Raw genomic sequence first — 14,243 nt, forward strand, 5'->3', positions numbered from 1 at the left:
CGGACATCCTGTCCGCAAGGTCCGCGTGCGGGTTGCGGGGTTTGTCGACAGGGCATCCTGCCCTGACGCCAAACTGACCGGCATCCATGCCGGTCACCCTGCGGGCTGGTCCTCCACCCGCCCGCCGCTGCAGAGGGGCCCCGGATAGAGCAGCGGGCCATCGTGGCCCGCACTTTTCAGAAGAGCCAGATCAAGAGCTAAAGCGGCGACCCGGAGCTTTTGCTCTGGCTTTTCGCTTTTGCCTTTCAGCTTCATCACCGAGTGCGGGCCACGATGGCCCGCTGCTCTACCGGGGTCCCTTGTGCGGCGGTGAGACGGGGCTGACAGGCCGCGCAGCGGGCGTTGCCAGGGATGGCAACGCCTTTTCGCACGGGCAGGATGCCCGTTCGAAAAGCCCGGCCCCGGCTCACGGACTTGTTGGGCAGGACGCCCAACAAGCGCCAAGCGGGGTGTCATTTTCTCTTGGTTACTTCTCTTTTGGACAAGCAAAAGAGAAGTAACTCGCCCTCCGAAGGAGGACGAAAGCTTTTCGCTCTGATGCACAAGGCCACGCAAAAGCGCCGCTCAAAAACAGCAAGCGCGATGCCGGCCTCCACCGGAATGACGAACGCGCAGGGGCGCCGTTACAAGGAGGGAAGCAGGCATCGCCTCGTTCCAACCGGAGCCGGGCGCAGGAAACCCCTCACCCACCTCCGTGGGATCACCAGAGAAACCCACCGTTCACTCCCTGATGCTGGCAGCCGCGCCGCCGATCGGCCAGACTTCGCCCCATGTCCTGCTTGCGCCCAACCCGCTGGCTGTGGTGCCTTGCGGCAATGCTGTTGCCGCTGGCGGCGGCGCGTGCCGCGGAAAATACTTGGCGTTATGACACGGTGCACAGCCAAGTCGTCTTCAGCATCAGCCACAACGGCTACTCGCGGCCGTTCGGACGGCTGCACATCGCGCGCGGCTGGCTGCGTTTCGATCCGCAGGACTGGAGCAGCGCCGCGACCGAGCTGGATATCGACCTGGCCGGCGTCGACATGGGCGATGCCGACTGGAACAAGGCCGTGTGCAAGTCGTCCCTGCTGGATTGCGCGGGTCAACGCCAGGCGCATTTCGTCAGCACCGGTGTCGAGCGCAAGGATGACCGGCACGGCGTGCTGCATGGCCAGTTGACCCTGCACGGCGTCACCCGGCCGCTGGACCTGGCGTTCACCTTCAACCGGGCGGCCAGGACGATTTACGAAACCCATGAAGTCATCGGCTTCTCGGCCACCGCGATGCTCGACCGCAACGACTACGGCATCACCGCCAACCCCAACTCGATCGGCGCGCAGGTCAGCGTGTGGCTGGAGCTGGAGGCCGTCCGTGACGACCACGCCATGACATCCGGCAAGGAGAATCCATGAGCCTGCGCAGCAACGAACGCCAATGGGGTTCGGTCGCGAAGTTCTTCCACTGGACCATCGCGCTGGCGATCCTCGGCAACGGCACGTTCGGCCTGCTGATGGACCTTGCCCACTCGCCGATGCAGAAGATCAACTGGCTGGCCCTGCACAAGTCGATCGGCCTCACCGTGCTGGCGCTGGTGCTGCTGCGCGTGATCTGGCGCTGGCGCGACGGTCGCCCACTGGAAGAGGCGGCACCGCGCTGGCAGCAATGGAGCGCGCGCATCGTGCACGCGCTGTTGTACCTGCTGATCGTGGCGATTCCGCTCAGCGGCTGGTGGTTCAACTCGGTCACCGGCAAGCCGTTGCAATGGTTCAAGCAGTTCAACCTGCCCGCGCTGGCGGCGAAGAACGACGAGTTGCGCGCCTTTGCGCACGGCGTGCACGAGTACCTGTTCTGGTTCCTCATCCTGCTGCTGGTGGCCCACGTCGGCGCCGCGCTGAAGCATCATGTGTTCGACCATGACAACGTGCTGCGCCGGATGCTGCCATTTGGCCGTCCGACTTCCGAAGGAGACCGCTCATGAAACGACTCGCCATCCTGCTCGCCCTCGCCCTGCCCTTCACTGCCGCAGCCACCGACTACACGGTGCAACCGGCATCGAGCACGCTCGGTTTCAGCAACACCTTCCAGGGCGAATCGTTCGACGGAAAGTTCGGCCGGTGGACCGCCGCGATCAGCTACGACGTCGCGAACCTCGCCAGCTCGAAGTTCGACGTCGAGGTGGACCTGGCCAGCGCGAAGACCGGCGACAGCGATCGCGACAGCGCCCTGCCCGGCTCGGATTTCTTCGACGTGGCGAAATTCCCCAAGGCACACTTCGTCACCACCGGCTTCCGCCAGGTCGGCGGCAAGGTGATCGCCGACGGCACGCTCACCCTGCGCGGCATCAGCAAGCCGGTGAGCCTGGACGTGACGTTCAAGCCGCAGGCCGGCGGCGCCACGCTGGACGTGGCCGGCACGGTGAAGCGGCTGGACTTCGGCGTGGGCACCGGCGACTACGCCGACACCTCGGTGATCGGCGGCGACGTGAAGGTCACCGCGCATCTGCAGCTGGCGGCGAAGTAAGCCGCACGATGCCGAACGACAGCCTGTGGCGGCGCCTGCGCGGATGGGTCGGCAGCGGCCGTGCCGAACGGGCCACCACGCCGCCCGTGCGCGCGAACGCGGGCTCCGCCCAGGTGGCCGACAGCCTGCGCGCCCTGCTGGATGACCCGGGCATTCCGGCGTCGGTACGCAGCGAACTGGCCGCGGATTTCAGCCGCATCGAGCAGATGCTGGACAAGCTCCAGCGTGGCGAACTGCACGTAGCCGTGTTCGGCCGCGTCTCCGCGGGCAAGTCGGCGCTGGGCAATGCGCTGCTCGGCCGCGAGGCGTTCACCGTGGGCGTCCTGCACGGCACCACCACCGATGCCGAGCACGCCCTGCTCGACGAGGCCCAGCACGACGGCCTGGTGCTGATCGACACACCCGGCATCAACGAACTCGACGGCGAGGCACGCGAAAAACTCGCGTTCGAGGTGGCCGAGGTCAGCGACCTGGTGATCTTCGTCTGCGACGGCGACCTTACCCGCGAAGAACTCGACGCGCTGAAAAATCTCGCCGCAACCCAGCGCCCGCTGCTGCTGGCACTGAACAAGGCCGACCGCTACGGCCGCGACGAACTGGACGGCCTGCTGGAACACCTGCGCCTGCGCGTGGCCGGGCTGGTGCGCGCCGATGACGTGCTGGCGGTGGCGGCCCACCCGGCCCCGCAACGCGTGGTCGAGGTCGACGCCCGCGGCCACGAACAGCAACGCGAGCAAGCACGCACGCCGGACGTCGCCGCGCTGCGCGAGCGCCTGCTGGCGATCGCCGCCCGCGAAGGCAAGACGCTGTCGGCGATCAACGCCGGCCTGTACGCCGGCCGGCTCACCGACCAGGTCAGCGCGCGCATCGCCGAAACCCGCAAGGCGGTGGCGGCAAAACTGATCCATCACTACTGCATCGCCAAGGGCGTCGCGGTCGCGCTGAACCCGATCCCGGTCGCCGACCTGCTGGCCGCCGCGGGACTGGATGCGGCGATGGTAGTGCAACTGTCACGCGTCTACGGCCTGCCGCTGACCCGCGCCGAATCCGGCCGGCTGGTCGCGGTGATCTCCGCCCAGCTGGCCGCGCTGATGGGCGCGATCTGGGGCATGCAACTGGTCGCCTCGGCCCTGAAAGGCGTCAGTGCCGGGTTGTCCGTCGTGGTCACCGCCGCGGCACAGGGCGCGCTGGGCTGGTACGCCACCGTGCTGATCGGCCGCGCCGCGGAGCGTTATCTGGTCGGCGGAAAATCCTGGGGCGAAGCGGGCGCCAAACGCGCCGTCGCCGACATCGTGGCCAGCCTCGATCGCGATTCGATCCTGCGCGAGGCGCGCGAGGAAATCCTGAAGCGCTTGAAAAGCCGGCGCGGGTAGCCGCTTTTTTTTCCTCCCCCTGCTTGCAGGGGGAGGGTAGGGAGGGGGTCGCTTTTGACCTTGCAATCACGATCAAGAGCGAACCCCACCCCAACCCTCCCCTGCTGCGCAGGGGAGGGAGCTCACTTCGTCAGGAACCTGCGCACCGCAGCCGCATCGAACGGCCAGTCCAGCTCGCGCCCGTCGCGCGTATCGCGCAGCACCGGCACGCGGGTGCCATAGCGCTGTTCCAGTTCGGCCGAATCGTCCACCCATTCGCTGTCGAACTCCGGCGCACGCGCCTCGGCCATCACCGCCAGGGCGAGATCGCACAAGTGACAGTAGTCGCGCTGGTACAGGATCAGGTCGGACATGCGGCTGCGAATGGCTGGGGACGCCGCGTAGAATAACCGGTCAACCCACACCCAAGCAGCGCACTCATGGCCGTCAGCGTATTCGACCTGTTCAAGATCGGTATTGGTCCGTCTTCCTCGCACACCGTGGGCCCGATGCGCGCCGCCGCGCGCTTTGCCGAGCGCTGGCTGGACGAGAAGGGCGTACTCGACCGCGTGACCCGGGTACGCGCCGAACTGTACGGCTCGCTGGCGATGACCGGCCGCGGCCACGGCACCGACAAGGCCGTGCTGCTGGGCTTCGAGGGCCAGCATCCGGACACCGTCGACGCCGACCAGATTCCGGCGGCGCTGGAGCGCATCCGCGGCACCGGGCGCATCCGCCTGCTCGGCAGCCACGAGATCGCGTTCGACGAGAAATCCGACCTGGTCTTCAACAAGCGCCAGAAGCTGCCGTTCCACACCAACGGCATGCGCTTCTCCGCCTACGACGCCGACGGCAACGAACTGGCCAGCCGCGACTACTACTCCGTCGGCGGTGGCTTCGTCGTCAACACCGACGAGGCGGCCGAAGACCGCATCGTGGCGGACACCACGGCCCAGCCCTACCCGTTCACCAGCGGCGACGAAATGCTGGCGCTGTGCAAGCAGCACAAGCTCACCATCGCCCAGCTGATGATGGCGAACGAGAGCGTGTGGCGCCCGGAAGCGGAAACCCGCGCCGGCCTGCTGACCATCTGGCAGGCGATGAAGGACTGCGTCGAACGCGGCCTGCGTTCGCCCGGCACCCTGCCCGGCGGCCTGAAGGTTACACGTCGCGCGCCGGCGATGCTGGAAGACCTGCGCAACCAGCCCGAGGCCGCGCTGAAGGATCCGCTGACCATCCTCGACTGGGTCAATCTCTACGCACTGGCCGTCAACGAGGAAAACGCCGCCGGCGGCCGCGTGGTCACCGCGCCCACCAACGGCGCGGCCGGCATCATCCCCGCGGTCGGCCATTACTACCTGCGCTTCTGTCCCAAGGCCGACGACGAAGGCATCATCGAATACCTGCTCACCGCCGCCGCCATCGGCATCCTGTACAAGGAAAACGCCTCGATCTCCGGCGCCGAAGTCGGCTGCCAGGGCGAAGTCGGCGTGGCCTGCTCGATGGCCGCCGGTGGCCTCACCGCCGCGCTGGGCGGCAACGTGATGCAGGTGGAGAACGCCGCCGAAATCGGCATGGAACACAACCTCGGCCTCACCTGCGACCCCATCGGCGGCCTGGTGCAGATCCCCTGTATCGAACGCAACGCGATGGGCTCGGTGAAAGCCATCAACGCCAGCCGCATGGCGCTGAAGAGCGACGGCAAGCACCGCGTGTCGCTGGACAAGGTCATCAAGACCATGCGCGATACGGGGCGCGACATGAAGGACAAGTACAAGGAAACGTCGCGAGGCGGATTGGCGGTCAACGTCATCGAGTGCTGAGGCTGCGTCGCGGAATTTTCACCGACAAAAGCGAAGGGCTTTCGGGCCGCAGGCGCACGAAAGCTTCGGCCCTCGATCATTGCGATAACAACCGACGCGCAGCGGCTCAAGAAGCCGGATCAAGAGCCATCCTTTCCTCCAGGAAAGGGAGCAAAACAGGCTCCATGACCACCGACAGGTGACATCCCCCGCCCGATTCTGCAACCATCGACCCCTTTACGGCGTGCTCGGCGCCGCTACGGGAACCTCCATGACACAAGAACGCGCGATTCGCCGCGACGTCGGCCCGTTCGCCCTGATGCTTACCGGCCTGGGCTCCATCATCGGTTCGGGCTGGTTGTTCGGCGCCTGGCGCGCCGCGCAGATCGCCGGCCCCGGTGCGATCTGGGCCTGGGTGCTGGGTGCGGCGATCATCATGACGATTGCGCTGACCTACGCGGAGCTGGGCGCGATGTTCCCCGAGTCCGGCGGCATGGTGCGCTACGGTCACTACTCGCACGGTTCGCTAGTGGGCTTCATCGCGGCGTGGGCGAACTGGATCGCGATCGTCTCGGTGATCTCGGTGGAGGCGGAAGCGTCGGCGCAGTACATGTCGTCGTGGAAGTGGGACTGGGCGAAGGACCTGTACCACAAGGTGCCCGGCGGCCACGGCGAGCTGAGCACCAATGGCCTGCTGATCGCGGCGGCGCTGGTGATCGCGTACTTCCTGTTCAACTTCTGGAGCGTGAAGCTGTTCGCCCGCTCGAACACGGCGATCACGCTGTTCAAGCTGATCATCCCCGCGCTCACCGCGGTGCTGCTGATCATGAGCGGCTTCCATCCGGAGAACTTCAGCGTCGGCATCCACGGCGAGCTGCACAAGACCGATTTCCCGTCGATCCTCACCGCAGTGGCGATCGCCGGCATCGTGTTCAGCTTCAACGGTTTCCAGAGCCCGGTGAACCTGGCCGGCGAAGCGCGCAATCCGGGTCGCAGCATTCCGTTCGCGATCGTCTGCTCGATCGCGCTGGCCACCGTGGTCTACGTGCTGCTGCAGGTCTCGTTCATCGGCGCGGTGCCGCGCGAGATGCTGGCCAACGTGGGCTGGCACGGCATCGACTTCTCGTCGCCGTTCGCCGACCTGGCGATCATCCTGGGCCTGCAGTGGCTGGCAACCCTGCTGTTCATCGACGCGGTGATCAGCCCCAGCGGCACCGGCATGACCTACACCGCCACCACCGCGCGCATGCTCTACGGCATGGAGCGCAACGGCACGCTGCCGAAGATCCTGGGCCGCGTGCATCCGAAGTGGGGCGTGCCGCGTCCGGCGATGTGGGTGAACCTGGTGGTGTCGTTCCTGTTCCTGTTCTTCTTCCGCGGCTGGGGTTCGCTGGCGGCGGTGATCTCGGTGGCGACGATCATCTCCTACCTCACCGGTCCGGTCAGCGTGATGACGCTGCGTCGCACCGCGCCGGAGCTCAACCGCCCGTTCCGGCTGGCCGGCCTGCCGATCCTGGCCGGCATCGCCTTCATCATGTCGACCGAGCTGCTGTACTGGGCGAAGTGGCCGCTGACCGGCGAGATCATCCTGCTGATGGTGGTCGCGCTGCCGGTGTACTTCTACTACCAGGCCAAGGCCGGCTGGCACGACTTCGGCCGCCAGATGAAGGGCGCCTGGTGGCTGGTCTGCTACCTGCCCGCGCTGGCCGTGGTGTCGTGGGCCGGCAGCACCACCTTCGGCGGCAAGGGTTACCTGCCGTATGGCTGGGACCTGCTGCTGGTCGCGGTGATCGGCCTGGCGTTCTACCTGTGGGGCGTGAAGTCCGGCTGGCGCACGCCGTCGGTGGAAGCGGCGCGGATGGAAGCGCATGACGATCCGGATGCGCCGCTGGTGCCGCCGGACGAGGAAACCGCCGAGCGGGTCACCGGGCACTGACACCGGCCCCTTCGTTCCACCACAGCGCGCAGCCATCGGCTGCGCGTTTTTGTTTTTGCGCTGCGCCCATGTCGAAAATGCCCGTGGCCATTCGTCGCCATGGCAGACCCGCGCAAACCGCCACGCCGCCCAACCCGAGGAATCACCCATGTCACCCAAGACCTGCCGCTCGCTCAACACGCTGTGCTTCGCCGCCCTGCTCGCCTTCGGTTCGGCGGCCAGCGCCGCCACGGTCAAGTACAACATCGATCCCGACCACACCTATCCCAGCTTCGAGGCCGACCACATGGGCGGGTTGTCGGTGTGGCGCGGCAAGTTCAACCACAGCAGCGGCACGGTGATGCTGGACAAGGCCGCAGGCACCGGCTCGGTGGACGTCATCGTCGACATGAAGAGCGCCGATTTCGGCCAGGACCAGCTCAACGCCGGCACCCAGGGCGAGGAACTGTTCGACACGGCGAAGTACCCGCAGGCGCACTACACCGGCAAGCTGGTCGACTTCGTCAACGGCGCACCGACCCGGGTCAGCGGCCAGCTGACCCTGCACGGAGTCACCCATCCGCTGGACCTGAAGATCAACAGCTTCAAATGCATGCCGCACCCGATGTTCAAGCGCGAGGTCTGCGGTGCCGATGCGCTGGCTACGTTCAAGCGCGACGCGTACGGCATGGACGCAGGCAAGGCCTACGGTTTCGACATGACGGTGACCTTGCGCATCCAGGTCGAGGCGATCGCCGCACCGGCAAGCTGAGCGACCTCAACCCAGCGCCAGCACGTCCCCCAGCAAGGCCTGCGCGGTCACTTCCGGGCCGGCGCCCGGGCCCTGGATCACCAGCGGCTGGGTGTTGTAGCGGGTGGTGGTGAGGGCGAACTGGTTGTCGGTGCCGTACAGCCGCGCGGCGGGATGGGTGAGCGGCACTTCGGTCAGGCCGACGCGGGCCTGGCCGCGCTGGTTCAGGCGGGCGAGGAAGCGCAGCACGCAGCCGCGCGAGCTGGCTTCGGCACAGCGCGCGGCGAGTGCGGCGTCCAGCTCGTCCAGCCGCGTCATGAACGCCTCGGTGTCCAGCGCGCACAAGGACGGCGGCACCAGGCCTTCCACCTGCACCTCGTCGGCGCCCAGGGCGTAGCCCGCGTTGCGGGCGATGATCAGCAGCTTGCGCGCCACGTCCTCGCCGGACAGGTCCGAGCGCGGGTCGGGTTCGGTATAGCCAAGCTGGCGCGCCTCGCGCAGCAGTTCGGAGAACGGGCGGCTGCCGTCGTACTGGTTGAACAGCCACGACAGCGAACCGGAGAAGACGCCTTCCAGGGTCAGCAAGGCGTCGCCGCAATGGCGCAGCCGGCGCAACGTCGACAGCACCGGCAGGCCGGCGCCCACGGTGGCCGAGTCGCCATAGCGCCCCCCTTGCGCCAGCGCGGCCTGCAGCGCGCGCCAGCCGGACAGCTCGCCGCCGGCCAGCGCCTTGTTGGCGGTGACCACGTGGTAGCCCTGCGCCAGCCACTCGGCATGGCGCGTGGCCAGGGTCGCGCTGGCGGTGGCGTCGATGATCACCCTGACCGGCGCGCCGCTGGCGTCCAGCGCCGCCAGCAGGCCGGCATCGTCGCGTGGTGCGCCGTGCTGGTTCAGCTGTTCGCGCAGGTTGCGCTGGGCCAGCCGGGCCGGCTCGGTCTGCTGGCGCCGCGAATTGGCCGCGCCGACCAGCCGCAAGGCACTGGCCGACGAGGTGTTCAGCAGCTTCAGCAAGGCGCCGCCGACCACGCCGGTCCCCAGCAGGACGACGGCGATCGCAGGCGCGGACTCCGGCCGCGGAAGCAGGGCCGGCTCGGCCAGCACGGCGCTCATGCAGGCACCCGGCGTTTGGACGTCTTTACGGCGATGGCGCGCTGCAGCCCCGCGTCCAGATCGCGCAGCAGGTCGTCGCCATCCTCGATGCCCACCGACAGCCGCAGCAGGCTGTCGGAAATGCCGGCGGTGCGGCGCGCCTCCGGCGCCATCGAGGCGTGGGTCATGCTGGCCGGATGGGCGACCAGGCTCTCCACCCCGCCCAGCGATTCGGCCAGCGAGAAATGTTGCAGGCCATCGACGAAGGCCTCGACCTGGGCCACGTCGCCGTCCAGCTCGAAGCTCAGCATGGCGCCGAAGCCCTGCTGCTGGCGCCCCGCCAGCACGTGGCCGGCATGGCTGGCCAGGCCCGGGTAATAGACGGTGCGCACGGCCGCGTGGGCCTCCAGGCGTTCGGCGATGCGGGCGGCGCTTTCCTGGTGCTGGCGCAGGCGCACGCCCAGGGTGCGCAGGCCGCGCAGGGTGAGGTAGCTGTCGAACGGCGCGCCGGTGAGGCCGTTGCAGTTGGCCCACCACTTCAGCTGCTCGGCCACCGCCGCGTCGCGCGCCACCACGGCGCCGCCGACCACGTCACTGTGGCCGTTGATGTACTTGGTGGTCGAATGCACCACCACGTCCGCGCCCAGCAGCAGGGGCTGCTGCAGCGCCGGCGACAGGAAGGTGTTGTCCACCACCAGCAGGGCGCCCACCGCATGGGCGGCCTGCGCCACGTGGCGAATGTCGGTGATCCGCAGCAGCGGGTTGGATGGGGTTTCCACCCACACCAGCGCCGGGCGGCGCGCCAGGCCGGCGGCCAGCGACACCGGATCGGTGAGGTCGGCGAACTCGACGCTGAAGCGGCCCTTCTTCGCCCACGCATCGAGCAGGCGCCAGGTGCCGCCGTAGCAGTCGTGCGCCGCCAGCACGGTGGCGCCGGCCGGCACCAGTTCCAGCGCCAGCGCCACCGCCGACATCCCGCTGGAAGTCACCACCGCGCCCACGCCCTGCTCCAGGTCGGCCAGGGCGTCGCCCAGCAGGTCGCGGGTGGGGTTGCCGCTGCGCGAGTAGTCATAGGCGCGCTTGCGACCGAAGCCGGCGAAGCTGTAGTTGGTCGACAGATGCAGGGCCGGCACCACGGCGCCGTGCTGGGTGTCGCTTTCGATGCCGGCGCGCACGGCGCGGGTACAGGGGGCGGGCGAGGTCATCTCAATCTCCAGGTCTTTCAGCAAGCGGTGGCTTTCTTCGTAGGGCGGGCACTGCCCGCCGGCTTTTCGACATTGCCGCCGCGTCAACGGCGGCGGGCAGTGCCCGCCCTACAGGGTCAGGGCTTCGCGCAGCAGGGGGGCGAGTTGTTCGGGTTCTTTCAGGAAGGCGTCGTGGCCGTACGGCGACTCGACCACTTCCAGCGTGGCCGGCCCGCGCAGGCGACGCTGCAGTTCGCACAGGTCGGCCAGCGGCACCAGCCGGTCCGACGGGAAGCCGATCAGCGTGGTCGGCGTGGGCACCTGCTCGGGCGCCACGTCGTGCAGGTCGATCGACTCGGACAGGGCGAGGAAACGATCGGCGTCGAAGCGCTCCACGAAGCGGCGGCCCTGGTGTTCCAGGTAGTCCTCGACCGGGAAGTGGAAGCGATCGTCGCGGAATGCCGGGGCGCCGGCAAATCGGCGGCCGAACTCGGCGCTGCCGCGGTAGGTGGTGATCGCCAGCTGCCGCGACAGCGCCAGCGCCTCATCGACGTGGCCGCTGGCCTGGCCCAGCCGCACGATGCCGCGCTGCACGCTGCGCTGGGCGGTGCTGAGCGGATGGGCGCGATGGGCGCCGGCCAGCAGCACCAGCCGTTCCAGCTGGCGCGGATGGCGGGCGGCGAAAGCCAGCCCCACCATCGCGCCATACGACGAGCCGACGAAGGCGTGCACCTGGGTCAGGCCCAGCTCGCGCAGCAGCGCGGCCAGCGCGTCGGCCTGGTCTTCGCTGGAGATGGACGCGGTGCCCAGTTGCGCCGGGGTCAGCCAGTCGATCGCCAACACCCGGCAGCGGGTCAGGTCGATCGCCGCACCGTCGCCGACCAGCTCCTGCCACCAGCCCGGGGCCGCCGCACCGGCCGGGGCGCTGACGTCGCGATCGGCCGAGATGCCGCCCTGCACGATCACCGTGGGCGCGCCTGCCGCGCCGTGCCATGCATAGCTCACCTCGACCGCGCGCGCGCCGGCGCCGTACTTCGGGCTGAGCTGCAGCCGGCGCGTGCCGCGCTGGGCGGTGAGGCGGGCGCGCGGCTCGATGGAAGACGGGGACGCGCTGTCGGCGGCGCCGCTACAGCGCGTCTCGATACAGCGGGCTTCGGGCAGGAAGGTCATCTCGCGCTCTCCGGTCGACATCGCCCTGCGAGCTACCGGAAAGGTCGTCATCCATGGCACGACGGCAGCACGCCGCGAACCGGATCACGCCCATCTACCGGTGGATGCCGAAGCATCCCCGCAGGAGTTGGCACCGTGGCGGAAACGTTCCGCAGGTTGCCCCGGCTTCAAAGGGCCTGTCCCTCAGCCGGTCTCGATGAGTGAGGCGGATCTTGAGGCCTTGCCAATCAACTGTCAATAGACGTCTAAACATCTAGACGTATATATGGACACAACTCACAAAATGCTTAAAGAGCGACTTTCCACCCGACATCCGGCCCGCTGAACCGCCTCGCAACCGCGACCACCCCGGGCGGTGCAAGGCCGTCGCCGCGCCTTCCGCGTCCTGCTAACGTATGCCGATGACTCCCCACCCCGACACGTCCGCCCTGCATGCCCGGCTGCAGCGCGACGGTTTTGCCTTCGTCACCGCCGAGATCATGCGAGACCTGCTGCCCGCCTCGGCGCTTACCGACTGGCCCGCCTTCGTCGCCAGCTGGAACGACCTGGCGCCGGACAGCTACCTGGCCGCCAGCGGTCGCCATCGCCGGCGCCGGCACGCCACCTTCTCCGCCGATGCTGGATACGGCGTGCGCGCCGAAGCGCACCAGCCGCATTACCAGAGCCTCCACTACAACCCGCTGCAGGGCGACATCCTGCGCTGGTTCGAGCCGGTACTGCCGGCGATCGCCGACGGCGCCAGCCTGCGCCGCATCCTCGCGTTCTGCCACGAGCGGTTCGGCGCGCTGGCGCCGCAGGTGCGCCACTGGCATGTCGAGGTGCACCAGTTCCGCATCGAGGCCCGCGCGGACGAGGCCGGCGAACCCACCCCCGAAGGCGTGCACCGCGACGGCGTCGACTACGTGCTGGTGCTGCTGATCGACCGCGAGAACATCGAGCGCGGCACCACCACCATCCACGCGGCCGATCGCCGCGAAGTCGGCCAGTTCACCCTGACCCACCCGCTGGACGCCGCCCTGGTCGACGACCACCGTGTCTTCCACGGCGTGACCGCGGTGACCCCGCTCGATCCCGCGCAAGCGGCACATCGCGACGTGCTGGTGGTGACCTTCCGGCGCGACGCCGCACCGCGCTGAGAGGTTGTGATTTTTCAACCTCGAAGCCCGGCCACGGATGGCCGGACGCGGATCGGTCACGCAAGTGACTGATCCGCGTGAGCACGTCCGGGCATGTACCGGACGTGCGATAGAAGCAAACCACAGGAAGTGGTTTTCTTCACAAGCTCTCAGAGGTCGTGATTGCGGGCGACCGGTTCGACTGCAACACTGCGGTCCAGCCACTCCTCTCGCCAGCCAGGGAACCCGCCATGTCCGTTGCCGCCAACATCGTGATCGCGCTGATTGCGCTGCTGCACCTGTGGTTCCTGGTGCTGGAGATGTTCCTGTGGACACGGCCGTCCGGGCGCCGCGCATTCGGCACCACGGCGGAGTTCGCCGAACAGTCGAAGGCGCTGGCAGCGAACCAGGGGCTCTACAACGGCTTCCTCGCTGCCGGACTGGTGTGGGGACTGCTGCTGGGCAACGGCGGCGCCGGCTTCAGCGTGAAGCTGTTCTTCCTCGTCTGCGTGCTGATCGCCGGCATCTACGGCGGACTGACCGCGGCGCGGAAGATCCTGTGGTTCCAGGCCCTGCCCGCGCTGGTGGCGCTGGTGTTGATCCACCTGGTCTGATGGTCCGTCACCCATGACTTCACTCCCCCGCGAAGCGGTCGGCCAGCGCTACGACCCGGCACTGATGCAGCGCGCCCGCGAGCGCAGCTGGGACGCCCTGCACGGCATCCGCCAGCGCATGCGTCCGGGCATCAGCGAGGAAGAGGCCAAGGCCGAGGCGATGGAGGTGTTCCGCGAACTGGGCTGCGAGCGGCTGTGGCATCCGGTGCTGGTACGCATCGGCGCGAATACCACCAAGGCCTACCGGCAAGCCTCCGATCCTGGCGTGCGGCTGGGCGAGAACGACAGTTACTTCATCGATCTCGGCCTGGTCTTCGACGGCCATGAAGGCGATGTCGGCGACACCTTCGTGATCGGGGATGCCCCGCAACAGCAGGCCTGCGCCGAGGCGGCGCGCGCGCTGTTCCACGAGGTGGCCGACGCCTGGCGTGGCCAGGGGCTGAGCGGCCAGGCGCTGTATGCGTTCGCCGAGGCGCGCGCCGCCGCGATGGGCTGGCGCTTCAACCAGGCCACCAAGGGCCACCGGGTGGGCGACTTCCCGCACGCGATCCACAAGGGCGGCGACCTGGCCGACCTGGGCGCGCCGCCGTCACGCGACCTGTGGATACTGGAGATCCAGATCGCGCACCCCACCGAACCGTTCGGCGCGTTCTACGAGGACCTGCTGTCCGGCTGACGGCGTGGCCGTCGCACCGCCTGCATTGAAAATCCCCGCAACAGACGGCATCTGAGCCGTCTGTTCCCGACACGTC

15 protein-coding genes and 1 riboswitch are annotated in these 14,243 nt (G+C 68.2%); of the genes, 10 read left to right on the top strand and 5 right to left on the bottom strand.

The features are described from left to right. Positions 1–93: 93 nt before the first annotated feature. On the bottom strand, positions 94–255 hold the full coding sequence (locus I6J77_RS14460; protein ID WP_204109541.1) for a hypothetical protein: 162 nt from the start codon (positions 253–255) through the stop codon (positions 94–96). 515 nt (positions 256–770) lie between these two features. Here I6J77_RS14460 and I6J77_RS14465 point away from each other — a divergent pair. The 4 genes from I6J77_RS14465 to I6J77_RS14480 are packed head-to-tail and all read left to right on the top strand — an operon-like array spanning position 771 to position 3,872. Next, the gene (locus I6J77_RS14465; RefSeq protein ID WP_204109542.1) at positions 771–1,391 is read left to right on the top strand and encodes a YceI family protein; all 621 of its coding nucleotides are present in this window, start codon (positions 771–773) and stop codon (positions 1,389–1,391) included. Continuing rightward, positions 1,388–1,957 (top strand): cytochrome b, encoded by a 570-nt coding sequence (locus I6J77_RS14470; protein ID WP_204109543.1) that lies wholly within the window; start codon positions 1,388–1,390, stop codon positions 1,955–1,957. Before I6J77_RS14465 ends, I6J77_RS14470 begins: the two co-directional genes overlap by 4 nt. Beyond that, positions 1,954–2,499, top strand: coding sequence for a YceI family protein (locus tag I6J77_RS14475; protein ID WP_204109544.1), 546 nt, complete (start codon positions 1,954–1,956; stop codon positions 2,497–2,499). Before I6J77_RS14470 ends, I6J77_RS14475 begins: the two co-directional genes overlap by 4 nt. Before the next feature lie 8 nt (positions 2,500–2,507). Beyond that, complete coding sequence (locus I6J77_RS14480; RefSeq protein ID WP_204109545.1) at positions 2,508–3,872, top strand: GTP-binding protein; 1,365 nt, start codon at positions 2,508–2,510, stop codon at positions 3,870–3,872. A gap of 122 nt (positions 3,873–3,994) precedes the next feature. On the opposite strand, the gene I6J77_RS14485 is transcribed toward I6J77_RS14480, so the two are convergent. Then, positions 3,995–4,225 carry a glutaredoxin family protein gene (locus tag I6J77_RS14485; protein ID WP_204109546.1) on the bottom strand — a complete coding sequence of 77 codons (231 nt, stop codon included), beginning with the start codon at positions 4,223–4,225 and terminating at the stop codon, positions 3,995–3,997. Positions 4,226–4,291: 66 nt separating this feature from the next. Here I6J77_RS14485 and I6J77_RS14490 point away from each other — a divergent pair, with 66 nt between their 5' ends. The 3 genes from I6J77_RS14490 to I6J77_RS14500 all read left to right on the top strand — a co-directional run bounded on the left by I6J77_RS14490 (position 4,292) and on the right by I6J77_RS14500 (position 8,340). Next, positions 4,292–5,674 (top strand): L-serine ammonia-lyase, encoded by a 1,383-nt coding sequence (locus I6J77_RS14490; protein ID WP_007807684.1) that lies wholly within the window; start codon positions 4,292–4,294, stop codon positions 5,672–5,674. A gap of 250 nt (positions 5,675–5,924) precedes the next feature. Then, positions 5,925–7,589, top strand: a complete 1,665-nt coding sequence (locus I6J77_RS14495; protein WP_204109547.1) for an APC family permease — start codon at positions 5,925–5,927, stop codon at positions 7,587–7,589. Between the two features lie 148 nt (positions 7,590–7,737). After that, positions 7,738–8,340, top strand: coding sequence for a YceI family protein (locus tag I6J77_RS14500; protein WP_204109548.1), 603 nt, complete (start codon positions 7,738–7,740; stop codon positions 8,338–8,340). 6 nt (positions 8,341–8,346) lie between these two features. On the opposite strand, the gene I6J77_RS14505 is transcribed toward I6J77_RS14500, so the two are convergent. The 3 genes from I6J77_RS14505 to I6J77_RS14515 form a co-directional block, all read right to left on the bottom strand. Then, on the bottom strand, positions 8,347–9,429 hold the full coding sequence (locus I6J77_RS14505; RefSeq protein ID WP_204109549.1) for a homoserine dehydrogenase: 1,083 nt from the start codon (positions 9,427–9,429) through the stop codon (positions 8,347–8,349). Further along, a complete protein-coding gene (gene metB, locus I6J77_RS14510) occupies positions 9,426–10,613 on the bottom strand; it encodes a cystathionine gamma-synthase (RefSeq protein WP_204109550.1) in 1,188 nt (395 codons plus the stop codon). Before metB ends, I6J77_RS14505 begins: the two co-directional genes overlap by 4 nt. Before the next feature lie 108 nt (positions 10,614–10,721). After that, the gene (locus tag I6J77_RS14515) at positions 10,722–11,762 is read right to left on the bottom strand and encodes a homoserine O-succinyltransferase (protein ID WP_204109551.1); all 1,041 of its coding nucleotides are present in this window, start codon (positions 11,760–11,762) and stop codon (positions 10,722–10,724) included. Positions 11,763–11,849: 87 nt separating this feature from the next. Beyond that, a riboswitch (SAM riboswitch) is annotated at positions 11,850–11,965 on the bottom strand. Positions 11,966–12,163: 198 nt separating this feature from the next. On the opposite strand from I6J77_RS14515, the gene I6J77_RS14520 reads away from it, so the two are divergent. The 3 genes from I6J77_RS14520 (at position 12,164) to I6J77_RS14530 (ending at position 14,167) form a co-directional block, all read left to right on the top strand. After that, complete coding sequence (locus tag I6J77_RS14520) at positions 12,164–12,898, top strand: 2OG-Fe dioxygenase family protein (RefSeq protein ID WP_204109552.1); 735 nt, start codon at positions 12,164–12,166, stop codon at positions 12,896–12,898. Between the two features lie 230 nt (positions 12,899–13,128). Beyond that, the gene (locus I6J77_RS14525; RefSeq protein WP_204109553.1) at positions 13,129–13,491 is read left to right on the top strand and encodes a DUF1304 domain-containing protein; all 363 of its coding nucleotides are present in this window, start codon (positions 13,129–13,131) and stop codon (positions 13,489–13,491) included. Positions 13,492–13,504: 13 nt separating this feature from the next. After that, the gene (locus I6J77_RS14530; protein ID WP_204109554.1) at positions 13,505–14,167 is read left to right on the top strand and encodes a M24 family metallopeptidase; all 663 of its coding nucleotides are present in this window, start codon (positions 13,505–13,507) and stop codon (positions 14,165–14,167) included. Positions 14,168–14,243 lie beyond the last annotated feature (76 nt).

The organism is Rhodanobacter sp. FDAARGOS 1247 (assembly GCF_016889805.1).
In the GTDB taxonomy this organism is placed as follows: Bacteria; Pseudomonadota; Gammaproteobacteria; order Xanthomonadales; family Rhodanobacteraceae; genus Rhodanobacter.